Annotated in this window: 16 protein-coding genes; 10 read left to right on the top strand and 6 right to left on the bottom strand. The window is 69.2% G+C overall.

Going from position 1 to position 17,891, the window contains the following annotated elements; all coding sequences use genetic code 11:
* The first annotated feature begins 4 nt into the window (after positions 1–4).
* The 6 genes from AMK34_RS42965 (at position 5) to AMK34_RS08185 (ending at position 6,344) form a co-directional block, all read left to right on the top strand.
* Positions 5–181, top strand: coding sequence for a hypothetical protein (locus AMK34_RS42965; protein WP_158073277.1), 177 nt, complete (start codon positions 5–7; stop codon positions 179–181).
* A 123-nt stretch (positions 182–304) separates the two neighbouring features.
* A complete protein-coding gene (gene ald / locus AMK34_RS08205; RefSeq protein WP_073844066.1) occupies positions 305–1,420 on the top strand; it encodes an alanine dehydrogenase in 1,116 nt (371 codons plus the stop codon).
* 64 nt (positions 1,421–1,484) lie between these two features.
* The gene (pdxR, locus tag AMK34_RS08200) at positions 1,485–2,945 is read left to right on the top strand and encodes a MocR-like pyridoxine biosynthesis transcription factor PdxR (protein WP_073844680.1); all 1,461 of its coding nucleotides are present in this window, start codon (positions 1,485–1,487) and stop codon (positions 2,943–2,945) included.
* Between the two features lie 104 nt (positions 2,946–3,049).
* Positions 3,050–4,696, top strand: a complete 1,647-nt coding sequence (locus tag AMK34_RS08195) for an amidohydrolase (protein WP_073844064.1) — start codon at positions 3,050–3,052, stop codon at positions 4,694–4,696.
* A complete protein-coding gene (locus tag AMK34_RS08190) occupies positions 4,693–4,905 on the top strand; it encodes a DUF3311 domain-containing protein (protein WP_073844062.1) in 213 nt (70 codons plus the stop codon). Before AMK34_RS08195 ends, AMK34_RS08190 begins: the two co-directional genes overlap by 4 nt.
* Positions 4,905–6,344: a sodium:solute symporter family protein gene (locus AMK34_RS08185; RefSeq protein ID WP_073844060.1), complete on the top strand. Its 1,440-nt coding sequence runs from the start codon at positions 4,905–4,907 to the stop codon at positions 6,342–6,344. Before AMK34_RS08190 ends, AMK34_RS08185 begins: the two co-directional genes overlap by 1 nt.
* 14 nt (positions 6,345–6,358) lie before the next feature.
* On the opposite strand, the gene AMK34_RS08180 is transcribed toward AMK34_RS08185, so the two are convergent.
* Complete coding sequence (locus AMK34_RS08180; RefSeq protein ID WP_073844058.1) at positions 6,359–7,597, bottom strand: polysaccharide pyruvyl transferase family protein; 1,239 nt, start codon at positions 7,595–7,597, stop codon at positions 6,359–6,361.
* Entirely contained in the window at positions 7,594–8,199 is a 606-nt protein-coding gene (locus AMK34_RS08175; RefSeq protein WP_241832713.1) for an OmpA family protein, read from the bottom strand. Before AMK34_RS08175 ends, AMK34_RS08180 begins: the two co-directional genes overlap by 4 nt.
* A gap of 309 nt (positions 8,200–8,508) precedes the next feature.
* Between AMK34_RS08175 and AMK34_RS08170 the strand changes: the two genes are divergently transcribed.
* Positions 8,509–8,706 (top strand): antitoxin, encoded by a 198-nt coding sequence (locus tag AMK34_RS08170; protein ID WP_037339279.1) that lies wholly within the window; start codon positions 8,509–8,511, stop codon positions 8,704–8,706.
* Here the strand turns inward: AMK34_RS08170 and AMK34_RS08165 are convergent.
* From AMK34_RS08165 to AMK34_RS08155, 3 genes are read right to left on the bottom strand one after another with little or no spacing between them, the layout of a single operon-like run.
* Entirely contained in the window at positions 8,689–10,377 is a 1,689-nt protein-coding gene (locus AMK34_RS08165; RefSeq protein WP_073844054.1) for a cobaltochelatase CobT-related protein, read from the bottom strand. The genes AMK34_RS08170 and AMK34_RS08165 overlap by 18 nt on opposite strands.
* On the bottom strand, positions 10,374–11,306 hold the full coding sequence (locus AMK34_RS08160) for an AAA family ATPase (protein ID WP_073844052.1): 933 nt from the start codon (positions 11,304–11,306) through the stop codon (positions 10,374–10,376). Before AMK34_RS08160 ends, AMK34_RS08165 begins: the two co-directional genes overlap by 4 nt.
* Before the next feature lie 9 nt (positions 11,307–11,315).
* Positions 11,316–12,116, bottom strand: coding sequence for an IclR family transcriptional regulator (locus AMK34_RS08155; RefSeq protein WP_073844050.1), 801 nt, complete (start codon positions 12,114–12,116; stop codon positions 11,316–11,318).
* A gap of 144 nt (positions 12,117–12,260) precedes the next feature.
* On the opposite strand from AMK34_RS08155, the gene xsc reads away from it, so the two are divergent.
* From xsc to AMK34_RS08140, 3 genes are all read left to right on the top strand, one after another.
* The gene (gene xsc / locus AMK34_RS08150) at positions 12,261–14,069 is read left to right on the top strand and encodes a sulfoacetaldehyde acetyltransferase (RefSeq protein WP_038512231.1); all 1,809 of its coding nucleotides are present in this window, start codon (positions 12,261–12,263) and stop codon (positions 14,067–14,069) included.
* Between the two features lie 387 nt (positions 14,070–14,456).
* Positions 14,457–15,821 (top strand): aspartate aminotransferase family protein, encoded by a 1,365-nt coding sequence (locus tag AMK34_RS08145; RefSeq protein WP_073844048.1) that lies wholly within the window; start codon positions 14,457–14,459, stop codon positions 15,819–15,821.
* A 70-nt stretch (positions 15,822–15,891) separates the two neighbouring features.
* Positions 15,892–16,884: a phosphotransacetylase gene (locus tag AMK34_RS08140; protein WP_073844046.1), complete on the top strand. Its 993-nt coding sequence runs from the start codon at positions 15,892–15,894 to the stop codon at positions 16,882–16,884.
* On the opposite strand, the gene AMK34_RS08135 is transcribed toward AMK34_RS08140, so the two are convergent.
* Positions 16,862–17,857 (bottom strand): YeiH family protein, encoded by a 996-nt coding sequence (locus AMK34_RS08135; RefSeq protein WP_038512236.1) that lies wholly within the window; start codon positions 17,855–17,857, stop codon positions 16,862–16,864. The genes AMK34_RS08140 and AMK34_RS08135 overlap by 23 nt on opposite strands.
* Between the last annotated feature and the right edge of the window lie 34 nt (positions 17,858–17,891).

The raw sequence follows: 17,891 nt of genomic DNA, 5'->3' as shown, positions 1-17,891 counted from the left end.
TGTTGTGAAGGTGGCTTTCGTCGCGTCGGATGTGGGGAAAGTCCCCTTCGGCCCGGGCTCTGTGAGTCTGCGCCAGGGGCGTGTCGCGAAAGCCACTTTCGGGACATCAGACGTCGCGAAAGTGGCTTTCGCGACACGCTATGACCGCGAGCAGGTCATGCTCTACGACGGCAAGTGGTGAGACCTTCACGGACCGCCGCCTCGCGAACTGGACCCGTCGAACACGCGGGTTCTGGCCCTTCTGGCCGTTCCAGCCGTGCCGCACGCTCAGCGTCACTGCCTTTGGAACAGACGGGAGCGTGAGATGAAGATCGGTGTCCCTCGTGAAGTCAAGAACCACGAGTACCGGGTCGCGGTGACGCCCGCGGGCGTGCACGAGTTCACTTCGGCCGGGCACGAGGTGTTCGTCGAGCGCGGAGCGGGCGAAGGATCCTCCGTGCGCGACGAGGACTACGCCGCCGCCGGCGCGAAGGTGCTCGACAGCGCCGACGACGTCTGGGCGACCGGAGACCTCGTGCTCAAGGTCAAGGAGCCGATCGCCGAGGAGTACCACCGCCTGCGCCGCGATCAGCTGCTGTTCACCTACCTGCACCTCGCCGCGAGCGAGCCGTGCACGCGGGCGCTGCTGGACGCGGGCACGACGTCGGTGGCGTACGAGACGGTGCAGCTGCCGAACGGGTCGCTGCCCCTGCTGTTCCCGATGAGCGAGGTCGCCGGACGGCTGGCCCCGCAGGTCGGCGCGCAGACGCTCATGCGCGCCAACGGCGGGCGCGGGGTGCTCATCGGCGGCGTCTCCGGCGTGGCCCCGGCGCGCGTGGTCGTACTCGGCGCCGGTGTCGCGGGGATGAACGCGGTCGCCGGCGCGGCCGGGACCTGGGCCGACGTCGTCCTGTTCGACAAGAACGTCGACAAGCTCCGTGCCGCCGACCGGATGTACCAGGGCCGGATCCGCACCGCCGCGGCCAACGCGTACTCGATCGAAGAGGCGGTGCTCGAAGCCGATCTCGTGATCGGCGCGGTACTCGTGCCCGGTGCCAAGGCGCCGAGCCTGGTGTCGAACGATCTCGTTTCCCGCATGAAGCCGGGCAGCGTGCTCGTCGACATCTCGGTCGACCAGGGTGGCTGTTTCGAGGACACGCGGCCGACGACGCACGCGGAGCCGACCTTCCAGGTGCACAACTCGGTGTTCTACTGCGTCGCCAACATGCCCGGCGCCGTCCCGCACACCTCGACGTACGCGCTGACGAACGTCACGCTGCCGTACGCGCTGGAGCTGGCGAACCACGGTCTGTCCGGCGCCGTCGCGCGGTGCCCGGAGCTGCGCGGCGGGGTCAGCACGGTCGACGGCAGGCTGACGTCCGCGCCGGTCGGCGAGGCGCTCGGAATCGGCTCCGTTTCGCTCGACGACGTGCTCGGCTAGGTGGTGCGGGCCGGGATCCGGAGTTAGGTTCAGATCCCGGCCCGTCGCCGAAAGGGAGGTGCCGTTGCCGCGAACGTTGATCGAAATCGACCGGACGTCCACCGAGCCGCTCTACAGGCAGGTGCGGCGCGCCATCGAGCACGGCATCGCGATCGGCACGTTCGATCCGGCGCACCGGCTGCCGAGCTCGCGTGAGCTGGCCGCCGAACTCAGCGTTTCCCGCAACACCATCAACCTCGCCTACCAGGAGCTGGTCGCCGAGGGGTTCGTGGAGAGCCGCGAGCGCAGCGGGCTGTTCATCAACGCGGAGATGCGGCCGCACTGCGCGGTGCAGGAGCGCGGCACCAGCCCGGCCATCGACTGGAGCGCGCGGGTGCGCCGGTATCCGGACGCCGGGGTGCCGCATATCGAGAAACGCCCGGACTGGCACACCTATCCGTACCCGTTCCTCGCCGGTCAGGTGGACGTCACCGCCTTTCCCGCGCGGTCGTGGACCCGCTGCCTGCGTGACGCGCTGTACCGGCCGCACGTGTTCCCGAGCCTGCAGGACAGCGTCGGCTCCGACGATCCGATGCTGGTCGACCTGATCTGCCGTCAGCTGCTCACCGCACGGGGGATCGAGGCCGACCCGTCCGAGGTCCTGATCACCGTCGGCTCGCAGCAGGGGCTCGACCTGCTCGGCCGCGCGCTGCTCGGGCCGGACAGCGTCGTGGCGATGGAGAACCCGGGCTATCTCGACGCCCGGCACATCTTCCTGCGCACCGGCGCCGGGCTGCGCGGCGTCGACGTCGATCAGAGCGGCCTGCGCCCGCCGGACACGCTCGACGGCGTCGACCTGCTCTACCTCACCCCGAGCCACCATCACCCGACGAACGCGACGTTGAGCATCGGCCGCCGCCGACGGCTGCTCAGCCTCGCCGCGAGTGCGGGCACGGTGCTCGTCGAGGACGACTACGACAGCGAATTCCGGTACCACGGCAGCCCCACGCCCGCGCTCAAGGCGCTCGACGGCACCGGAGACGCGATCTACCTCGGCACCTTCTCCAAGTTCCTCTCGCCCGGCCTGCGGTTGGGATACCTGGTCGGCCCGCGCGAACTGGTTCGCGAGCTGCGGGAGATCCGGCGATACGTGCTGCGGCATCCGCCAGGTCATCTCCAGCGGGCGCTGGCGTTGCTCATCGACAGCGGCGAGTACCACCGCTCCCTCCGCCGGTATCGCACGAAACTGATGCGGAAATGGGAGGCGACCTGCGCCGCGGTCACCGAACACCTGCCGTGGACGCAGACGGCGTATCCGCCGGGCGGGGTCAGCCTCTGGATGACCGGACCGTCCGAACTGGACTGCCGGGCGCTGATGGAACGAGCCGAGCGCGACGGCGTCCTGATCGAGCCCGGCGACATCTTCTTCGTCGGGGACGACCCGCCGAAGAACCATTTCCGGATCGGGTTCGCGGCCGTCCCCTTGCGCGACATCGACCCCGGCATCCGTCTGCTCGGTGAGGCCTGCCGCGACCTGATCGCGTAACTGGTACCACCGCGCCGGACCGTTCTGGACCTGTTCAGGCGGCCAGACGTGCCGCAGTGTCTGGGGATCGCTCGTGAGCCAGGACACGTCGCCAGGAGGTCCGTGTGGTGGAGTTCGTTCGAGAAGCCGATTTCGTCGCGCTCGGTGGCACCGTCCTCACCCTGGACGCGGCGGGGAGACGGGTGCGCGCGCTGGCCGCGAGCGGCGGCCGGATCACCGCGCTGGGTTCCGAACGGGACATCTCCCGGCTGATCGGCCCGGAGACCACCGTGCTCGACCTTGCCGAGCGCACGGTTATCCCCGGTTTCGTCGAATCCCACAACCATCCGGCGTTCTTCGGGATGACGCTGGCCGCGCCGGTCGACGCCGGCAGCCCGCCCAACGACACCATCGCCGACATCGTGGGCCGGGTCGCGCAGGCGGCGAAGGAGCTGGGCCCGGGGGAGTGGATCCGGGGTTTCCGGTACGACGACACGCTGCTCGCGGACGGCCGTCATCCGACCCGCGCGGACCTCGACCCCGTCTCCGGTCGCAATCCCGTGGTGCTGACCCATGTTTCCGGCCATTTCTGCACCGCGAATTCGCTCGCCCTGCGCGAGGTCGGGATCACCGCCGAGACCCCGGACCCGCCCGGCGGGCTCATCGTGCGCGACGCCCGTGGGGAGCCGACCGGTGTGCTCGTGGAGACGGCGGCCTTCCTCGTCACGTCCCGGCTGCCCGGGCAGAGCGCGGGCGAACTGGCCGAAGCCCTCCTCCTGGCGGACGAGGAGTACCTCGCCAACGGCGTGACCTCCGTGCACGACACCGGTATCGGGCTCATCGGCGGAGCGGCGGAACTGGAGGCGTACGCGCTGCTGAGGCGCGCCGGGAAGCTGCGGGTCCGGGTGCGCGGCTACCTGTTCGACGGTCTGCTGCCCGGCCTTGACGAAGGCCGGCCGGAAGCGCCGGAAGCCCAGGTGGACGACAAGTTCGCGATGACGGGGGTGAAGATCGTCGCGGACGGTTCGATCCAGGGCAAGACCGGCTGTCTCGCGGAGGGTTACACCTGTGCTCCGGACGAGCACGGCATGATGCTGCTCGAATCCGCCGACCTCGGCCGCCGGATCGCCGCGCTCGACGCGGCGGGCTGGCAGGTCGCCGTGCACGGCAACGGCGACGCGGCGATCGACGCGATCATCGACGGCTACTCCCGGCTGGGCTCGCCGCGGGGCACCGGCAGGCGGCACCGGATCGAGCACTGCCAGACAGTGCGCGAGGACCAGTTGGACCGGATGGCCGCCCACGATGTCCTCGCGTCGTTCTTCATCAAGCACGTCTACTACTGGGGAGACCGGCATCGCGACGTCTTCCTCGGGCCCGAGCGGGCGCGACGGATCAGCCCGCTGGTTTCGGCCCGCTCGCGCGGAATCCATTTCGGACTGCATTCGGACACCCCGGTGACACCGGTGCCGCCGCTGGAGGGGATCTGGTGCGCGGTTCGCCGGATCACCAGGCAGGGCAAGGTACTCGGTCCCGAACAGGCAGTGGACGTCGACGCCGCGTTGCGCGGTTACACGATCGACGCCGCCTACCTCGCGGGAGAGGAAGACATCAAAGGCAGCCTGGAGATCGGGAAACTCGCCGATCTCGCGGTGCTGTCCGGCGATCCCACCACGGTCGACCCCGACCGGATCCGCGAGCTGACCGTGGACGCCACCGTCAGCGGCGGCGAGATCGTCTGGCGGCGCGAGACGACGGGAGCACGACGATGATCCGCAGCTGGCCGAGTGTCCTCATAGGACTATTCGTCCCCGCTTTCGCCCTGCTGTCGGGAATTCTGCTCCTGTCCGGATCGACGGCGTCGGTGCTGGGCATCCCGGTGCTGTTCTTCTGGGTGTTCTGCTGCTGCCCGCTGACCACCCTGTGCCTGTGGATCAGCTGGCGTTTCTTCGACCGCGCCCACTACCCGGAGGACGACTGATGCTGATCGCGATCGTGGCGGTGGTGATGGCGGGCTCGATCGGGCTCGCGGTGTGGGCCGGACGGTCCACGCGCGGCGGCGGGATCTCGGAATTCCTCGTCGGCGGCCGGTCCTTCCCGGCGTGGCTGGTGTACTTTCTCGCGGTCGGCGAGGTGTACAGCATCGGGACGATGATCGGGTTCCCGAGCGGGATCTACGCGCACGGCGCGAGCTACGGGATCTGGTTCCTCGGGTACATCCTGCTCGCGTACTCGCTGGGCTACTTCCTGGCCCCGCTGGTGTGGCGGGCGGCGAAACGGTACGACGCGATGACCGTGCCCGACGTGTTCGGACGGCATTTCGGCAGCAGGCGGCTCGAGCTGATCACCTGCGTGACGATGCTGATCGCGCTGGTCCCGTGGGGGCAGTACCAGTTCATCGGGCTCCAGGTGGTGCTGAGCAATCTGGGGCTGCGGCTGGATCCGGTGCGAAGCGTGGTGCTGGCGGGCATCGTGGCGTTCATCTACATCGCCGTCTCCGGCGTGCGGTCGCCCGCGTTCGTCTCGATCCTCAAGGATTTCTTCATGCTGCTCGGCGTCGTGCTCGTCGGGGTGGCGGTCGTGATCGCCGCCGGCGGTACCGCGAAGGTCAGCGGACCCGAGGTGCTCAGCGCGGCGCAGACCACGATGGGCGGCTCGGAACTGACGTTCGCGATGACGACGATCCTGTTCCAGAGCATCGTGTTCTATCTCGGCTTCGGTGGCGCGTACGTGTTCCCGGCCCGCTCCGAACGTGCCGTGAAGAGCTCGACCGTGTGGATGCCGATGTACATGCTGATCTACCCGTTCCTGGTGCTGGCCGCGTACTACGGCGTGCGCGCACATCCGGACCTGAAGAACCCGAACACGGTGTTCATGGTGACCGCCAAGGGTTTGCTGCCCGACTGGCTGCTCGGACTCGTCGCCGCCGGCGCCGCGCTCTCCGGTGTGCTGGTGCTCGCGGCGACCGCGCTCACCATCGGCGGCATGGTCTGCCGCAACCTCGCGCCGAACGTCCCGGCCGCGGCGCAACGGCGGTGGACGGTCGTCGCGGTGGCGAGCTTCCTGGTGCTGGCGGCGGTTCTGACCCTCGTCGCGTCGACGTTGATGCTCACCATCCTGAACCTGACCTACAACCTGCTGGCCCAGGTCGTCCCCGGCTGGCTCGCGATCCTCTTCGTGCGCCGGGTGCGGACGGCCGCGGTCGCCGCCGGGATGGTCGCCGGAGTGTTGACCGCGATCGCCCTGTACGTCACCGGCGCGACTTTCGGCGGCTTCAACGCGGGTCTGGTGTCGCTCGGGGTGAACCTGGCCGTGGTGGTGACCTGGAGCCTGGTGAAACCGGACGTGGCGCGGACGCCGGTGGCGCGATCGGCCGAGAGTGCCCCGGCCGCCGAGGCGGTCCCGTCACTCAGCACGTGACCAGAGAGATCCGGCTAGCTTGACCGGGTTCGCCATGAGCGCAGGGCGAGGCGCCGCGTCGCGGGCCGGACCTCCTCGATCACTTGACTCCCGTACACCGCCGTCGCGACCGAGCGTTTCAGGTCGCGGCACCGCCTGAGGACGTGGGGCGGGAACCCGGTACCGGTCGGCCGGTCCGGAGTTCCGCCCTCCTCGGCGTCGAACGACGTCCAGCCCGAGCCGAGGTCGATGAGGCTGCGGTGCTTGGTCGTGTAGTACCCGCGCGACACGCTGAACGCGAGACCGCTCGCGCCGGCCGCGGCGGCGACGAGATGCAGGTGGTAGCGGCTGGAGATCCAGGTCTGCCCGGGCGCCAGCGGCAGGCCGTGGCGCCAGATGTCGCGGAACGGGTGGAATTCGGCGCCGGCGAGTTCGTGTTCCAGCAGTGCCGGAACAGCGCGGTCGACGCGGGGAATCCCTTCGACGACGGCGAGTTGCTCCGGGTGGACGTCCCAAGCCCGCAACAAACCCAGTACCTGGGCGGCCAGCACGGACGGCTCGAAGGCGCCGATGTCGGATTGGACGCACAGCACGAATTCGCGCGCCTGCGCGGTGGGTCTCTGCTCGGGTGGTTCCAGGAAGACGTCGTCGCACGTGCGGACGACCCCCGGCAGCAGTTCGGCCGACGGATCGTCGCGGACGTCGACGACGTCGAAACGGTCGGCGAGCGAGCGGAGGAGATCGGTGGCACCGGGCGGGAACGGCGTCAGTCCCTGCCCGGTCATGGCGGTGCGGGCCCCCGACCGCCGGGCGGCGGCCGCGGCGCCCGCGAGCAGCCCGATGTGCCGCGGCCACAACGCGTTGAGGTAGCCGCCGCCGATCAGGTGCAGCACGTCGGTCCGGCCGAGCAGGTCGATGCCCGCGTCCCAGCGTGGCGCGAGCCCGGGGTCGTTCACCGCCGACTGCACCCAGTTCGCGACCTCCCACGGATCGTCCGACGGCGCTTCGCCGCACAGCCGCCACAAGGTGTCCGTGCATCGGAGGCGCGGGTGCAGATCGTTCAGCAGCAGTTGCGCGGGCCCCGGTGAGTGGGTGTCGAGCCAGACGTCCGCCTCCGGCTCGGTCCGTGCCAGATACCGGAGCCAGGTCGCCGCGATCAGCTCGTCGCCGAAATTCGGAAAACCGCTCGGGCCGATCAGATAGTGACAACGGCGGGGACGCGGCGCGCGGGCGGGGGATTCGCTTCCCCCGCCCGCGCTTCCGTCGAAGGTCACTGTGCGACGGTGATCTGCGTGTCCAACGCCTTGTCGCCCTGCGCCTTTTCGTTGCCGGTCGCCTCGGTCTTGACGCGGTCCTTGGCCACGCCCGCTCCTTCGAGCGCGGCGGCGATCGCTTCCGCCCGCTTTTCGGAAAGGGTCTTGGACTTTTCCGCGTCGGGGTAACCCGCGTGCGTGGCGACGGCGAGCTTGACGTCGTTGCCCTGCATGGCCTTGGCGATTTCACCGAGGGCCGATTTGCTCTTTTCGGACAGTTCCGCACTTTCCGTGGTAAAGGTGATCGGTGACTGCTGCAGCGCCTGCTGGATCGCGGCGGTCACCTTCTGGGCCGCCTCGCCGCCGGCCTGGCCCGCGTCTCCGGTTCCCGCTCCCGACGAGGCCGAGGCGTCGGCGCCAGAGGACGGCGCGCCCGCCGCACTTGAAGCGGTTCCATTCGTGCCAGAAGACCCAGCCGCACCGTTTTCGCCTTCGGAGCCGCACGCGGCCACGAGGCCGGCCACGATCGCCACGCCCGTTACCGTTCGGGCAATTGTCCTGCGCATGAAGTTCGAACTCCCTTTGGCCGTCTCCGCATTGGCTGACGCCAGGGATACGAACACGAAAGGACTAAAAGCGCCAACCGCGAGCGTGGGCGGCCCTCAGTCGCCATCCGTGGCCGAAGCCCGAATAAATCGCTTCGACCAGGAAACTCGTTACAGTCATGGACCGGTGAAGAGATCGGCAAGTCCACCCGAGTGAGCGACCGTGAGCGTCGTGTCTTCCCGGTCGAGGCGGATTTTCCTTACCTGGTCGAAGGAAATCGTGCCGGACTCACCCACCCGTCGCCCCCGAGTTGCCCCGAGACGCGAATGCACTTTGATGGAAGACAGGCGCCGGATCGACGGCGTACCGAAAAGTGAGGAGTTCTCATGGGTATCGACTTCGAAGGTATGAAGGACAAGGTGAGCGGGGAGCACGTCGACAAGGCCGCCGACTTCGCGAAGTCCCGCTTCGGTGAACACTCCGACAAGATCGACTCGGCCGCCGACAAGGCGAAGGACTACCTCGGTGAGTCCGGCGGCGAGCAGCAGAACGAAGGCCAGCAGGATTCACCGCAGGGCCAGTAATCCGAGGACGTCCCGGAACGGCGCGTACCCGGACGTGACCGAAGTGTCGAGCACTCGCGAGCGGCGGTAGAAGGGGCTGAGGTCGAGACCGACGCCGACCCCACGGATCTCGACGGTGCTTTCCTCCCGCAGCACCGTTTCCCGCAGATGCTCGTCCAGGTAATGCGGATCGTTCGCCAGGCTCGTCGCGCTGTCCATGGGGCTGCCGTCGGAGAGGACGAGCAGGATCCGGCGTGCTTCGGGTCGCGCGCGCATCCGGGCGCAGGCCCAGGCCACCGCCTCGCCGTCGATCCCTTCGCGGAACAGATCGGCTTTCAGCAGCGCGGCGAGATCGGGCCGTGCCCGGCGCCACGGCGTCTCGGCGGCCTTGAACACGAGGTGGAGTCGTTCGTTGAGCCTGCCGGGATGCCGTGGCCGTCCGGCCCGGATCCAGTCCCGCCGTGGCCTGCCCCCGTTCCAGCCGCCGGTGGTGAACCCGAGCACTTCGCAGGTCGCCCCGGCGAGTTCGATCGAGCGCGCGAAGAGGTCGACCAGCGCGGCGACGGGTTCCGCGTGCGCGGTCATGGAACCCGAGCAGTCGATCAGGAACGTCACGAGTGTGTCCGCCACCGGTTCGATCCGCTCGGTGCGGAAGATCCTCCGCTCCGTGGGGGAACTGATCAGCTGCGCCAGGGTCCGGCCGTCGAGGAGACCTTCCTCCTGCGCGCCGTCCCAGCCGTCGCGCGCCGGTTCGGCGAGCACCGCTTTGAGGTCGCGTGCGAGCCGTCCCGGCCCGACGCCCTGCCTGCCGACACGCCGGTCGAGCCGCTCGCGGAGTTCGGCGAGCATCGCGGGGCGCACCAGGTCCGACACCCGTTGTTCACGGTCGTACGCGGTGGTGTGAATCCGGTACGCCGCACCGGATTCACCCAACGTCCGGCTGGTGCCCGCGGTCGCGACGGGAATCTGTTCGCCGTGACTCTTGTCGAAGTCGATCACGAGGCTGAACCGCGGGTCGGTGGGATCACCCTCGTTCTCGGCGTCCTGCTCGGTGCCGGCGAGCAGGACGCCGGTCGTCCGGGCGATCGCCAGCGCGTGTTCGGCGAACGCCTTCTGGTCCGTCCGGTGCCGTCGAAGCCCGGCGAGGTCGTGACCGAGCGAAAGCGCCAGCGCGAATCTGGTCGCTTCGATGAGATCCTCGGTCTCTTCGACCACCGGTTCGCCGGTGATCCGCGACCGGCAGATCTGCGCGACGGTGTACAGGAGCAGTCCACGCGCGGTCTCGGTCAGTCCGGACCGGTGGAACTCCAGTGACCAGCGCAGATGGCGCAGTCGCAGGTTCCGTCGCATTCCCGGCATGTCCGCGGGCGGGAGCGACTCGACGCGGAACTGTTCCAGCAGCTCGAAAATCCCGCGCTCGGCCGGATCGCTCGGGCTCAGGCCACGGTGCAGCGCGGTGTCCGAGACGGTGAGACGCAAGGCCATCCCGTCCGCGATCCCGCGGGACGACACCAGATCGTCGGCGGCGGACTGACGCAGATGCGGCGCGTGCAGGGGGAGCGGGTCGCGTCCCCGATGCAGCCGCCGCGCCCGGAAATGCAGGGCCGGGTCGCCGGTGAGCGCCCGGACCGCGGCCGCGCACAGTTCCTCGACCTGGTTGCGGCGCCGGGTTTCCGCCTGCCCGGCGGTCATGCCGAGAGCAGGTGGAGTTCGTCGTCGAAGCAGCGCTGGAAGTACTCCGCCACCAGGTCGCGCTCGGCTTCGTCGCATTTGTTCACGAAGGACAGCCGGAAGGCCGTCGCCGGATCACCGAAGATCTCGATGTTCTCCGCCCAGGTGATCACCGTGCGCGGGGACATCAAAGTGGACAGATCACCGGCCTGGAAACCCTTGCGGGTCAACGCGGCGACCGCGACCAGGGACGCCGCCAGGGATTCCGGGATGCCGGGCAGCCTGGCCCGCACGATCGCGATCTCCTCGGCGGGGGGCAGGTAGTTCAGCGACGCCACGATGTTCCAGCGGTCGATCTGCGCGTGGTTCAGCCGCTGCGCGCCGTGGTAGAGCCCGTTGAGATTGCCCAGCCCGACCGTGTTGGCGGTGGCGAACAACCGGAACGACGGATGCGGCCGCAGCACCCGGTTCTGGTCGGTGAGGGTGAACTTGCCGTCGCGTTCGAGGACCCGTTGCAGCACGAACATCACGTCCGGGCGGCCCGCGTCGTACTCGTCGAGCACCAGCGCGACCGGCCGCTGCAAGGCCCACGGGAGGATGCCCTCCTGGAACTCGGTGACCTGCTTGCCCTCGCGCAGCACGACCGCGTCGCGGCCGACGAGGTCGAGGCGGTTGAGGTGACCGTCCAGGTTGACCCGCACGCACGGCCAATTGAGCCGCGCGGCGACCTGTTCGATATGGGTCGACTTCCCGGTGCCGTGCAGCCCCTGCACCAGCACGCGGCGGTCGCGGGTGAACCCGGCGAGCAGCGCCAGCGTCACGTCCGGGTTGAAGCGGTACGCCTCGTCGACCTCGGGGACGTGCTCGGTGCGTTCGCGGAACGCGCCGACGACGAGATCCGAATCGATGCCGAAGACGTCACGTACCGGGAGCCGAAGCTCGGGGATCATGAGAACTCCTTACGACGGAACACTTTCCGGTTCGGACCCGCCCTCGGCGTCGACGCTGCTGATCGCCTCGGCCGCGCGCTGAAGCGCAGGGAGCGTCTGCAGGGCCTTGTCCGGCGTCAGCCGCATGACCGGCGCCTGCACGGCGACGCAGAGGTTGGCGCGCCCTGGCACGAGGACCGCGACGCACACCAGCCCGGGCAGGAACTCCTCGTCGTCGAGGGCGAACCCGTCCCGGCGGATGCGGGTGAACTCGGCCTCGAGCGCGTCGAGGTCGGTGATGGTCTTGTCGGTGTACCGCTTGAGCGGCGCGTGCGCGAGCAGCTTCCGCCGCTGCGACGGGCTCATCTGCGCGAGGATCATCTTGCCGCTGGCCGAACAGTGGATCGGCACCCGCGAGCCCGGCCGGAGGTAGAACCGCAGCGGCTCCGGGGTTTCGACTCGGTCGAGGTACACGATCTCATTGCCGGACAAGGTGGTCACGTTGCAGCTCTCGCCGAGTTCGTCGACGAGGTGACGCAGGACGGCGTGCCGGGCGCCGTGGTGGGTGGCATTGAGGAGCAGGTTCTCCGCGAGCCGTCGCAGCCGGTGGCCGGTGCCGTAGTGGCGTCCGTCGGCCTGCCGGATCAGCAGGCCCGCGCCTTCGAGCTGTTGCAGCATGCGGTGCAGGGTCGGTTTCGGCAAGCCTGTCTCCTCGACGAGACCCTGCAGGGAGACCAGCTGGTCCTTGGCGGCGATCAGTTCGAGCAGGGAGAACAGCCGCATGGTCGGCGTGTCCCCGTTGATCGGATCGGGTTCGCGAAGCAGCTCCATGTTCCGAAAAGTAGCACATGGCGTCTCGGTTTCCAGAATCCGACGTTGACGCTGGACGGTTGGCGTCCTATCGTCGGTCGCATCCTGATTTCAGGAACGCCACGTACCGATTTTTGTAAATCTCGCCTGTCGAAGGAGCGGAACATGACGGAACGGAAGACGGGTGACGGCCGCGTGGTCGTCAGCGGCCGGAAGAAGATGACCCCGTCCGAGGCCTTCGTCGAGACGCTCGTGGCGAACGGCGTCACCGACATCTTCGGCATCATGGGGTCGGCGTTCATGGACGCGATGGACATCTTCGCGCCGGCGGGCATCCGGCTGGTACCGGTGGTGCACGAGCAGGGCGCCGGGCACATGGCCGACGGCTACGCCCGGGTGAGCGGCAGGCACGGCGTCGTCATCGGGCAGAACGGCCCGGGTATCAGCAACTGCGTGACCGCGATCGCGGCCGCGTACTGGGCGCACAGCCCGGTCGTCATCGTGACGCCGGAAGCGGGCACCATGGGCACCGGCCTCGGTGGCTTCCAGGAGGCCAACCAGCTGCCGATGTTCCAGGAGTTCACCAAGTACCAGGGGCACGTCAACAACCCGAAGCGGATGGCCGAGTACACCGGCCGCTGCTTCGACCGCGCCCATTCGGAACTCGGCCCGACGCAGCTCAACATCCCGCGCGACTTCTTCTACGGCGAGATCGAGGCCGAGATCCCGGAACCCGCCCGGCTCGACCGCGGCCCCGGCGGCGAACGGAGCCTCGACGAGGCCGCCGCACTGCTGGCCACGGCGGAGTTCCCGGTGATCATCTCCGGCGGCGGCGTCGTGATGGCCGACGGCGTCGAGGAGTGCAAGGCGCTCGCCGAACGCCTCGGCGCGCCGGTGGTGAACAGCTACCTGCACAACGACTCGTTCCCGGCGAGCCACCCGCAGTGGTGCGGGCCGCTGGGATACCAGGGTTCCAAGGCCGCGATGAAGCTCATTTCGCAGGCGGACGTCGTGATCGCGCTCGGTTCGCGGCTCGGCCCGTTCGGCACCCTGCCGCAGCATGGCATGGACTACTGGCCCAAGGACGCGAAGATCATCCAGATCGACGCGGACCACAAGATGCTCGGCCTGGTCAAGAAGATCACCGTCGGCATCTGCGGTGACGCCAAGGACGCGGCGGTCGCGCTGACCAAGCGGCTGGCGGACCGGACGCTGGCCTGTGACTCCACAAAGGACGCTCGCGCGGCGAAGATCAAGGCGGAGAAGGACGCGTGGGAGGCCGAGCTCGACGCCTGGACGCACGAGACCGACCCGTTCAGCCTCGACATGATCGCGGAGCAGGACGGCGAGGAGGGCAACTGGCTGCACCCGCGGGAAGTGTTGCGGGAACTGGAGAAGGCCATGCCGCCGCGGGTGATGGTGTCGACCGACATCGGCAACATCAACTCGGTCGCGAACAGCTATCTGCGTTTCGAGGAGCCGCGCTCCTTCTTCGCGCCGATGAGTTTCGGTAACTGCGGATACGCGCTGCCGACCATCATCGGCGCCAAGGCCGCGGCCCCCGACCGGCCCGCGATCTCCTACGCCGGCGACGGCGCGTGGGGGATGAGCATGGGCGAGATCATGACCGCGGTCCGCCACGACATCCCGGTCACCGCGGTGGTGTTCCACAACCGGCAGTGGGGCGCGGAGAAGAAGAACCAGGTCGACTTCTACAACCGGCGGTTCGTCGCGGGCGAGCTGGAGAGCGAGAGCTTCGCGGGGATCGCCAAGGCGATGGGCGCGGAAGGCATTGTCGTGGAGAAGCTCGACGAGGTCGGCCCCGCGTTGCAACGCGCCGTCGAGGCGCAGATGAACGAGGGCAAGACCACCGTCGTCGAGATCATGTGCACCCGCGAGCTGGGCGACCCGTTCCGCCGCGACGCGCTGTCGAAGCCGGTGCGGTTCCTGGAGAAGTACAAGGACTACGTGTAGGGCTCGTTTTGCGCGTGAAGGCCCCCTTTCCTCGGCTGAGCCGGGGGAAGGGGGCCTTCACGCGCGTCAGGAACAGCTGCGGTGTGTGCAAAAGCGTGACTCGCGTGATCAGGGACGTGACTCGCGTGATTGGGGGCCGCACTCGGGGAGTTCCGTCTCTGATCACGCGAGTTCCGCCTTCGATCACGTCAGTGCGGCACGGCGTCCCTCGTCGGTGAAGGCCTCCTTGAGGGACTCTGGGTCCCTCAAGGAGGCCTTCACGTACCTCAAGCGGGTCTCCACTCACGACCAACTGGACCCATCGAACGTCGCCGCTCTGGTGCTGGGCCGGTGTCAGCCGGGTTGCGAAAGTCAAAGCACAGACTCGTGTCTCGAAGGAGGTCTCCGGTGGACGTCACCCAGCTGCGAGCGCAGGCTCGACGGCATCTCGGCCCGCACTTCACCCGCAAGGACACCTGGGCCTCGGATTTCCCGGTGTTCGTACGCGGCGAGGGAAGCTACCTGATCGACACCGAAGGACGCCGTCATCTCGACGGGCTCGCCGGGCTCTTCTGCGTCAACATGGGCCACGGACGGGCCGACATCGCCGCGGCCGCCGCCGACCAGGTCGGCACCCTGGCCTACGCGAGCAACTGGGGCTCGGCGCATACGCCCGCGATCGAGGCCGCCACGTTGCTGGCCGAACTGGCGCCGGGCGACCTCGGGACGACGTTCTTCGTCAACTCCGGCTCGGAGGCGGTCGAAACCGCGCTCAAATTCGCCCGGCAGTATCACCGCAGCCAGGGACAGCCCGAGCGGACGAAGATCATCAGCCGCGACATGGCCTATCACGGCACCACCATCGGCGCCCTTTCGGTGACCGGGCTCGCGAAGATCAAGGAACCGTTCGGCCCGCTCATGCCCGGCGTCCGCCACGTGCCGAACACGTTGGGGCTGCTGGGAGACTGCGGCCCAGCGTCCGAATTGGACTGTGTCGCGGCGATCGAGCGGGTCATCCTCGAAGAAGGGCCGGAGACCATCGCGGCGCTGTTCGCCGAGCCGGTGCAGAACGGGCGCGGCGCTCTGGTCCCGCCGAAGGGGTACTGGCCCGCTTTGCGCGCCCTGTGCGACAAGTACGGCATCCTGCTCGTCTCGGACGAGGTCATCTGCTCGTTCGGCAGGCTCGGGCACTGGTTCGGGCACGGGATCACCGGCGTCGTGCCGGATCTGATCACCTTCGCCAAGGGATCGACGTCGGGATACGCGCCGCTCGGCGGGGTGATCGTGCGCGAGAAGCTGGTCACCGAGCTGTACGACTCGCCGAAGGGCGGCGTCTTCACCCACGGCGCCACCTGGGGCGGGCATCCCGTCGCCACCGCCGTCGCGGTCGCGAACCTCACCGCGATGCGGGACGAGAACGTGCTCGGTAACGTCCTCACCGAGGGCCCGGAACTGTTCGCCGCGCTGGACTCCCTCAAGTCCGCGCACCGCTGCGTCAAGGACGTCCGCGGCACCGGGTTCTTCTACGCCATCGAGTTGATGGCCGACCGCGACAGCGGCCGGGAGCTGACCGACGCCGAATCGCTGAAGGTGCTTCGTGAGGTGCTCCCGGAGGCGTTCCGGCGCACGGGAGTCATCCTCCGCGGCGACGATCGCGGCGCGACGATGCTGATGATCTCCCCGCCGCTGGTCGCCGACCGCGAAGTGCTCACCGAACTGCTGCACGGCGTCGACGCGATGCTCAACGACGTCGAGAAGGCCGTCCAGCCCTGAACCAGCCCTTTTCACCCGGTGGGGGTCGCCGTCTTCCGGCGGCCCCCGCTTCGTACGTGGAGGTACTTCGATGAGCTTGACCACCGTGGTCACGCCGGACGCGACGCTCGACAGATGGCGGAAGGCCTTGCGCGGCCGGAATCTCCGCGTCGCCTTGCCGGACGGCGACGACGACCGCGCCGTCCGGGCCGCGCTGGCGCTCCGAGACGAAGGTGTCGTACGGCCGTTGCTGTTCGGCGACGGGGCGCGCCTGCTCGCGGCAGGAGCCACGGACGACTTGATCGTGGACGTCGCGGAAGCCCTTGCCGACGACCGGACCGAGGCCGCGCTGGCGGCGGGATTCGCGCGGCACCCGGAAAAGCTCGCCGCCGCCCGGCGCGATCCGGTGTTCGTGTCGGCCGCCGCCCTGCGAGCGGGGAACGTGGACGCCTGCGTCGCCGGGGCGACGCGGCCGACCGCCGACGTCCTGCGCGCCGGGCTGCGGGTCGTGGGGCTCGCCCCGGGTGTGTCCACTTTGAGCAGTTGCTTCCTGTTGCTGCTCCCGGACGGACGACGGCTGACCTTTTCGGACTGCGCGGTGGTGCCCGAGCCGGGCGCGGCGCAGCTGGCGGACATCGCCCTCGCCGCCGCGGCGACCCACCGCGGTCTGACCGGGGAGGACCCCGTCGTCGCCATGCTGTCGTTCAGCACGCAGGGGAGTGCCGACCATCAGCGGGTCGAGGTCGTCCGCGAGGCGACTTCGCTGGTGCGGCAGCGGGAACCCGGTCTTCCGGTGGACGGTGAACTGCAGTTCGACGCCGCGCTGGTGGCGTCGATCGCGGCGGCCAAGGCGCCCGGTTCCGCGGTCGCCGGCCGCGCGAACGTCCTCGTGTTCCCTAATCTGGACGCGGGCAACATCGGCTACAAGATCGCCGAACGGCTCGGCGGCGCCGTCGCGCTCGGCCCGATCCTCCAGGGCCTCGCGGCGCCGCTCAACGATCTCTCGCGCGGCTGCTCGGCGTCCGACATCGAGACGCTCGCCCTCTTGACCGCCGTCCAAGCTAGCCGAGCAGCGCGAGGGTGACGTAGGCGATGGTGCCGACGAGCAGCGTGGAGAGCAGGCCGAGCAGCAGCGCCCGGCCACCGGTGCGGACCAGCGTGCCGATCCGGACCGCGCAGCCCAGCCCGAAGAGCGCTCCGGCCAGCAGCAGCGTGCAGACGACCTTGGCGACGTCGAGCGCCACGCCGGGCAGGATCCCGGTGCTCCGCACCACCACCATCGCCAGGAAACCGAGGACGAACAGCGGGACCAGCGGGGCGCGCTTCCCGGCGGCTGACGGGCGGCGCCGCCGTTCGTGCACGCTGACCGCGGCGACCATCGGCGCCAGCAGGACGACACGGCTCAGCTTCACCACCACGGCGACCGCGACGGCGGCGGTCCCGGCCGGGGTGGCGGCCGCGACGACCTGGGCGACCTCGTGCACGCCCAATCCGGCCCAGCCGCCGATCCGCAGCGCGTCCATCCCCAGCCATCCGCCGATGAGCGGGACCGCCGCGATCGCCAGGCCGCCGTAGAAGGTGACCAGTGCGACCGCGGTCGCGACGTCGGAGTCCTCGCGTTCGACGACCCCTTCCATCGCCGCGATCGCCGACGCGCCACAGATCGAGAAACCGGTCGCGACCAGCATCGCGAGTCCCCGCGGGACACCGATCAGCCTGCCGAGCCCGATCGTGCCGAGGAACGTGAGGCCGACCGTCAGCACCACCGCGAGCAGCGTGCCGGGGCCGAGGGAAAGCACCGAAGGGAGCGCGAGTTGCAGACCGAGAAGGACGACACCGGCACGCAGGAGCTTCTTCGTCACCTTCGCGATCGCTTGCCGGGTGCCGTCCGAGAGCACCGGCAGCGAGCCGGCGAGCACCCCGAGCACGACCGCGAGGGTGAGTGCGCTCAGCACGGGAACGGCGGTGCTCAGCAGGTACGCGACGACCACACCGAGGGCGGTGACGGCCAGACCGGTGAGGTGCGGCTTCGTTCGCCGCGCAGACGTGGTGCTCATACCGACGAGCGTCGTCCGGAAAGGACAGCGCCGG

This window comes from Amycolatopsis sp. CB00013 (assembly GCF_001905755.1).
GTDB classification, from domain to species: Bacteria; Actinomycetota; Actinomycetes; order Mycobacteriales; family Pseudonocardiaceae; genus Amycolatopsis; species Amycolatopsis japonica.
This window is presented reverse-complemented; position numbering and strand designations above follow the sequence as displayed.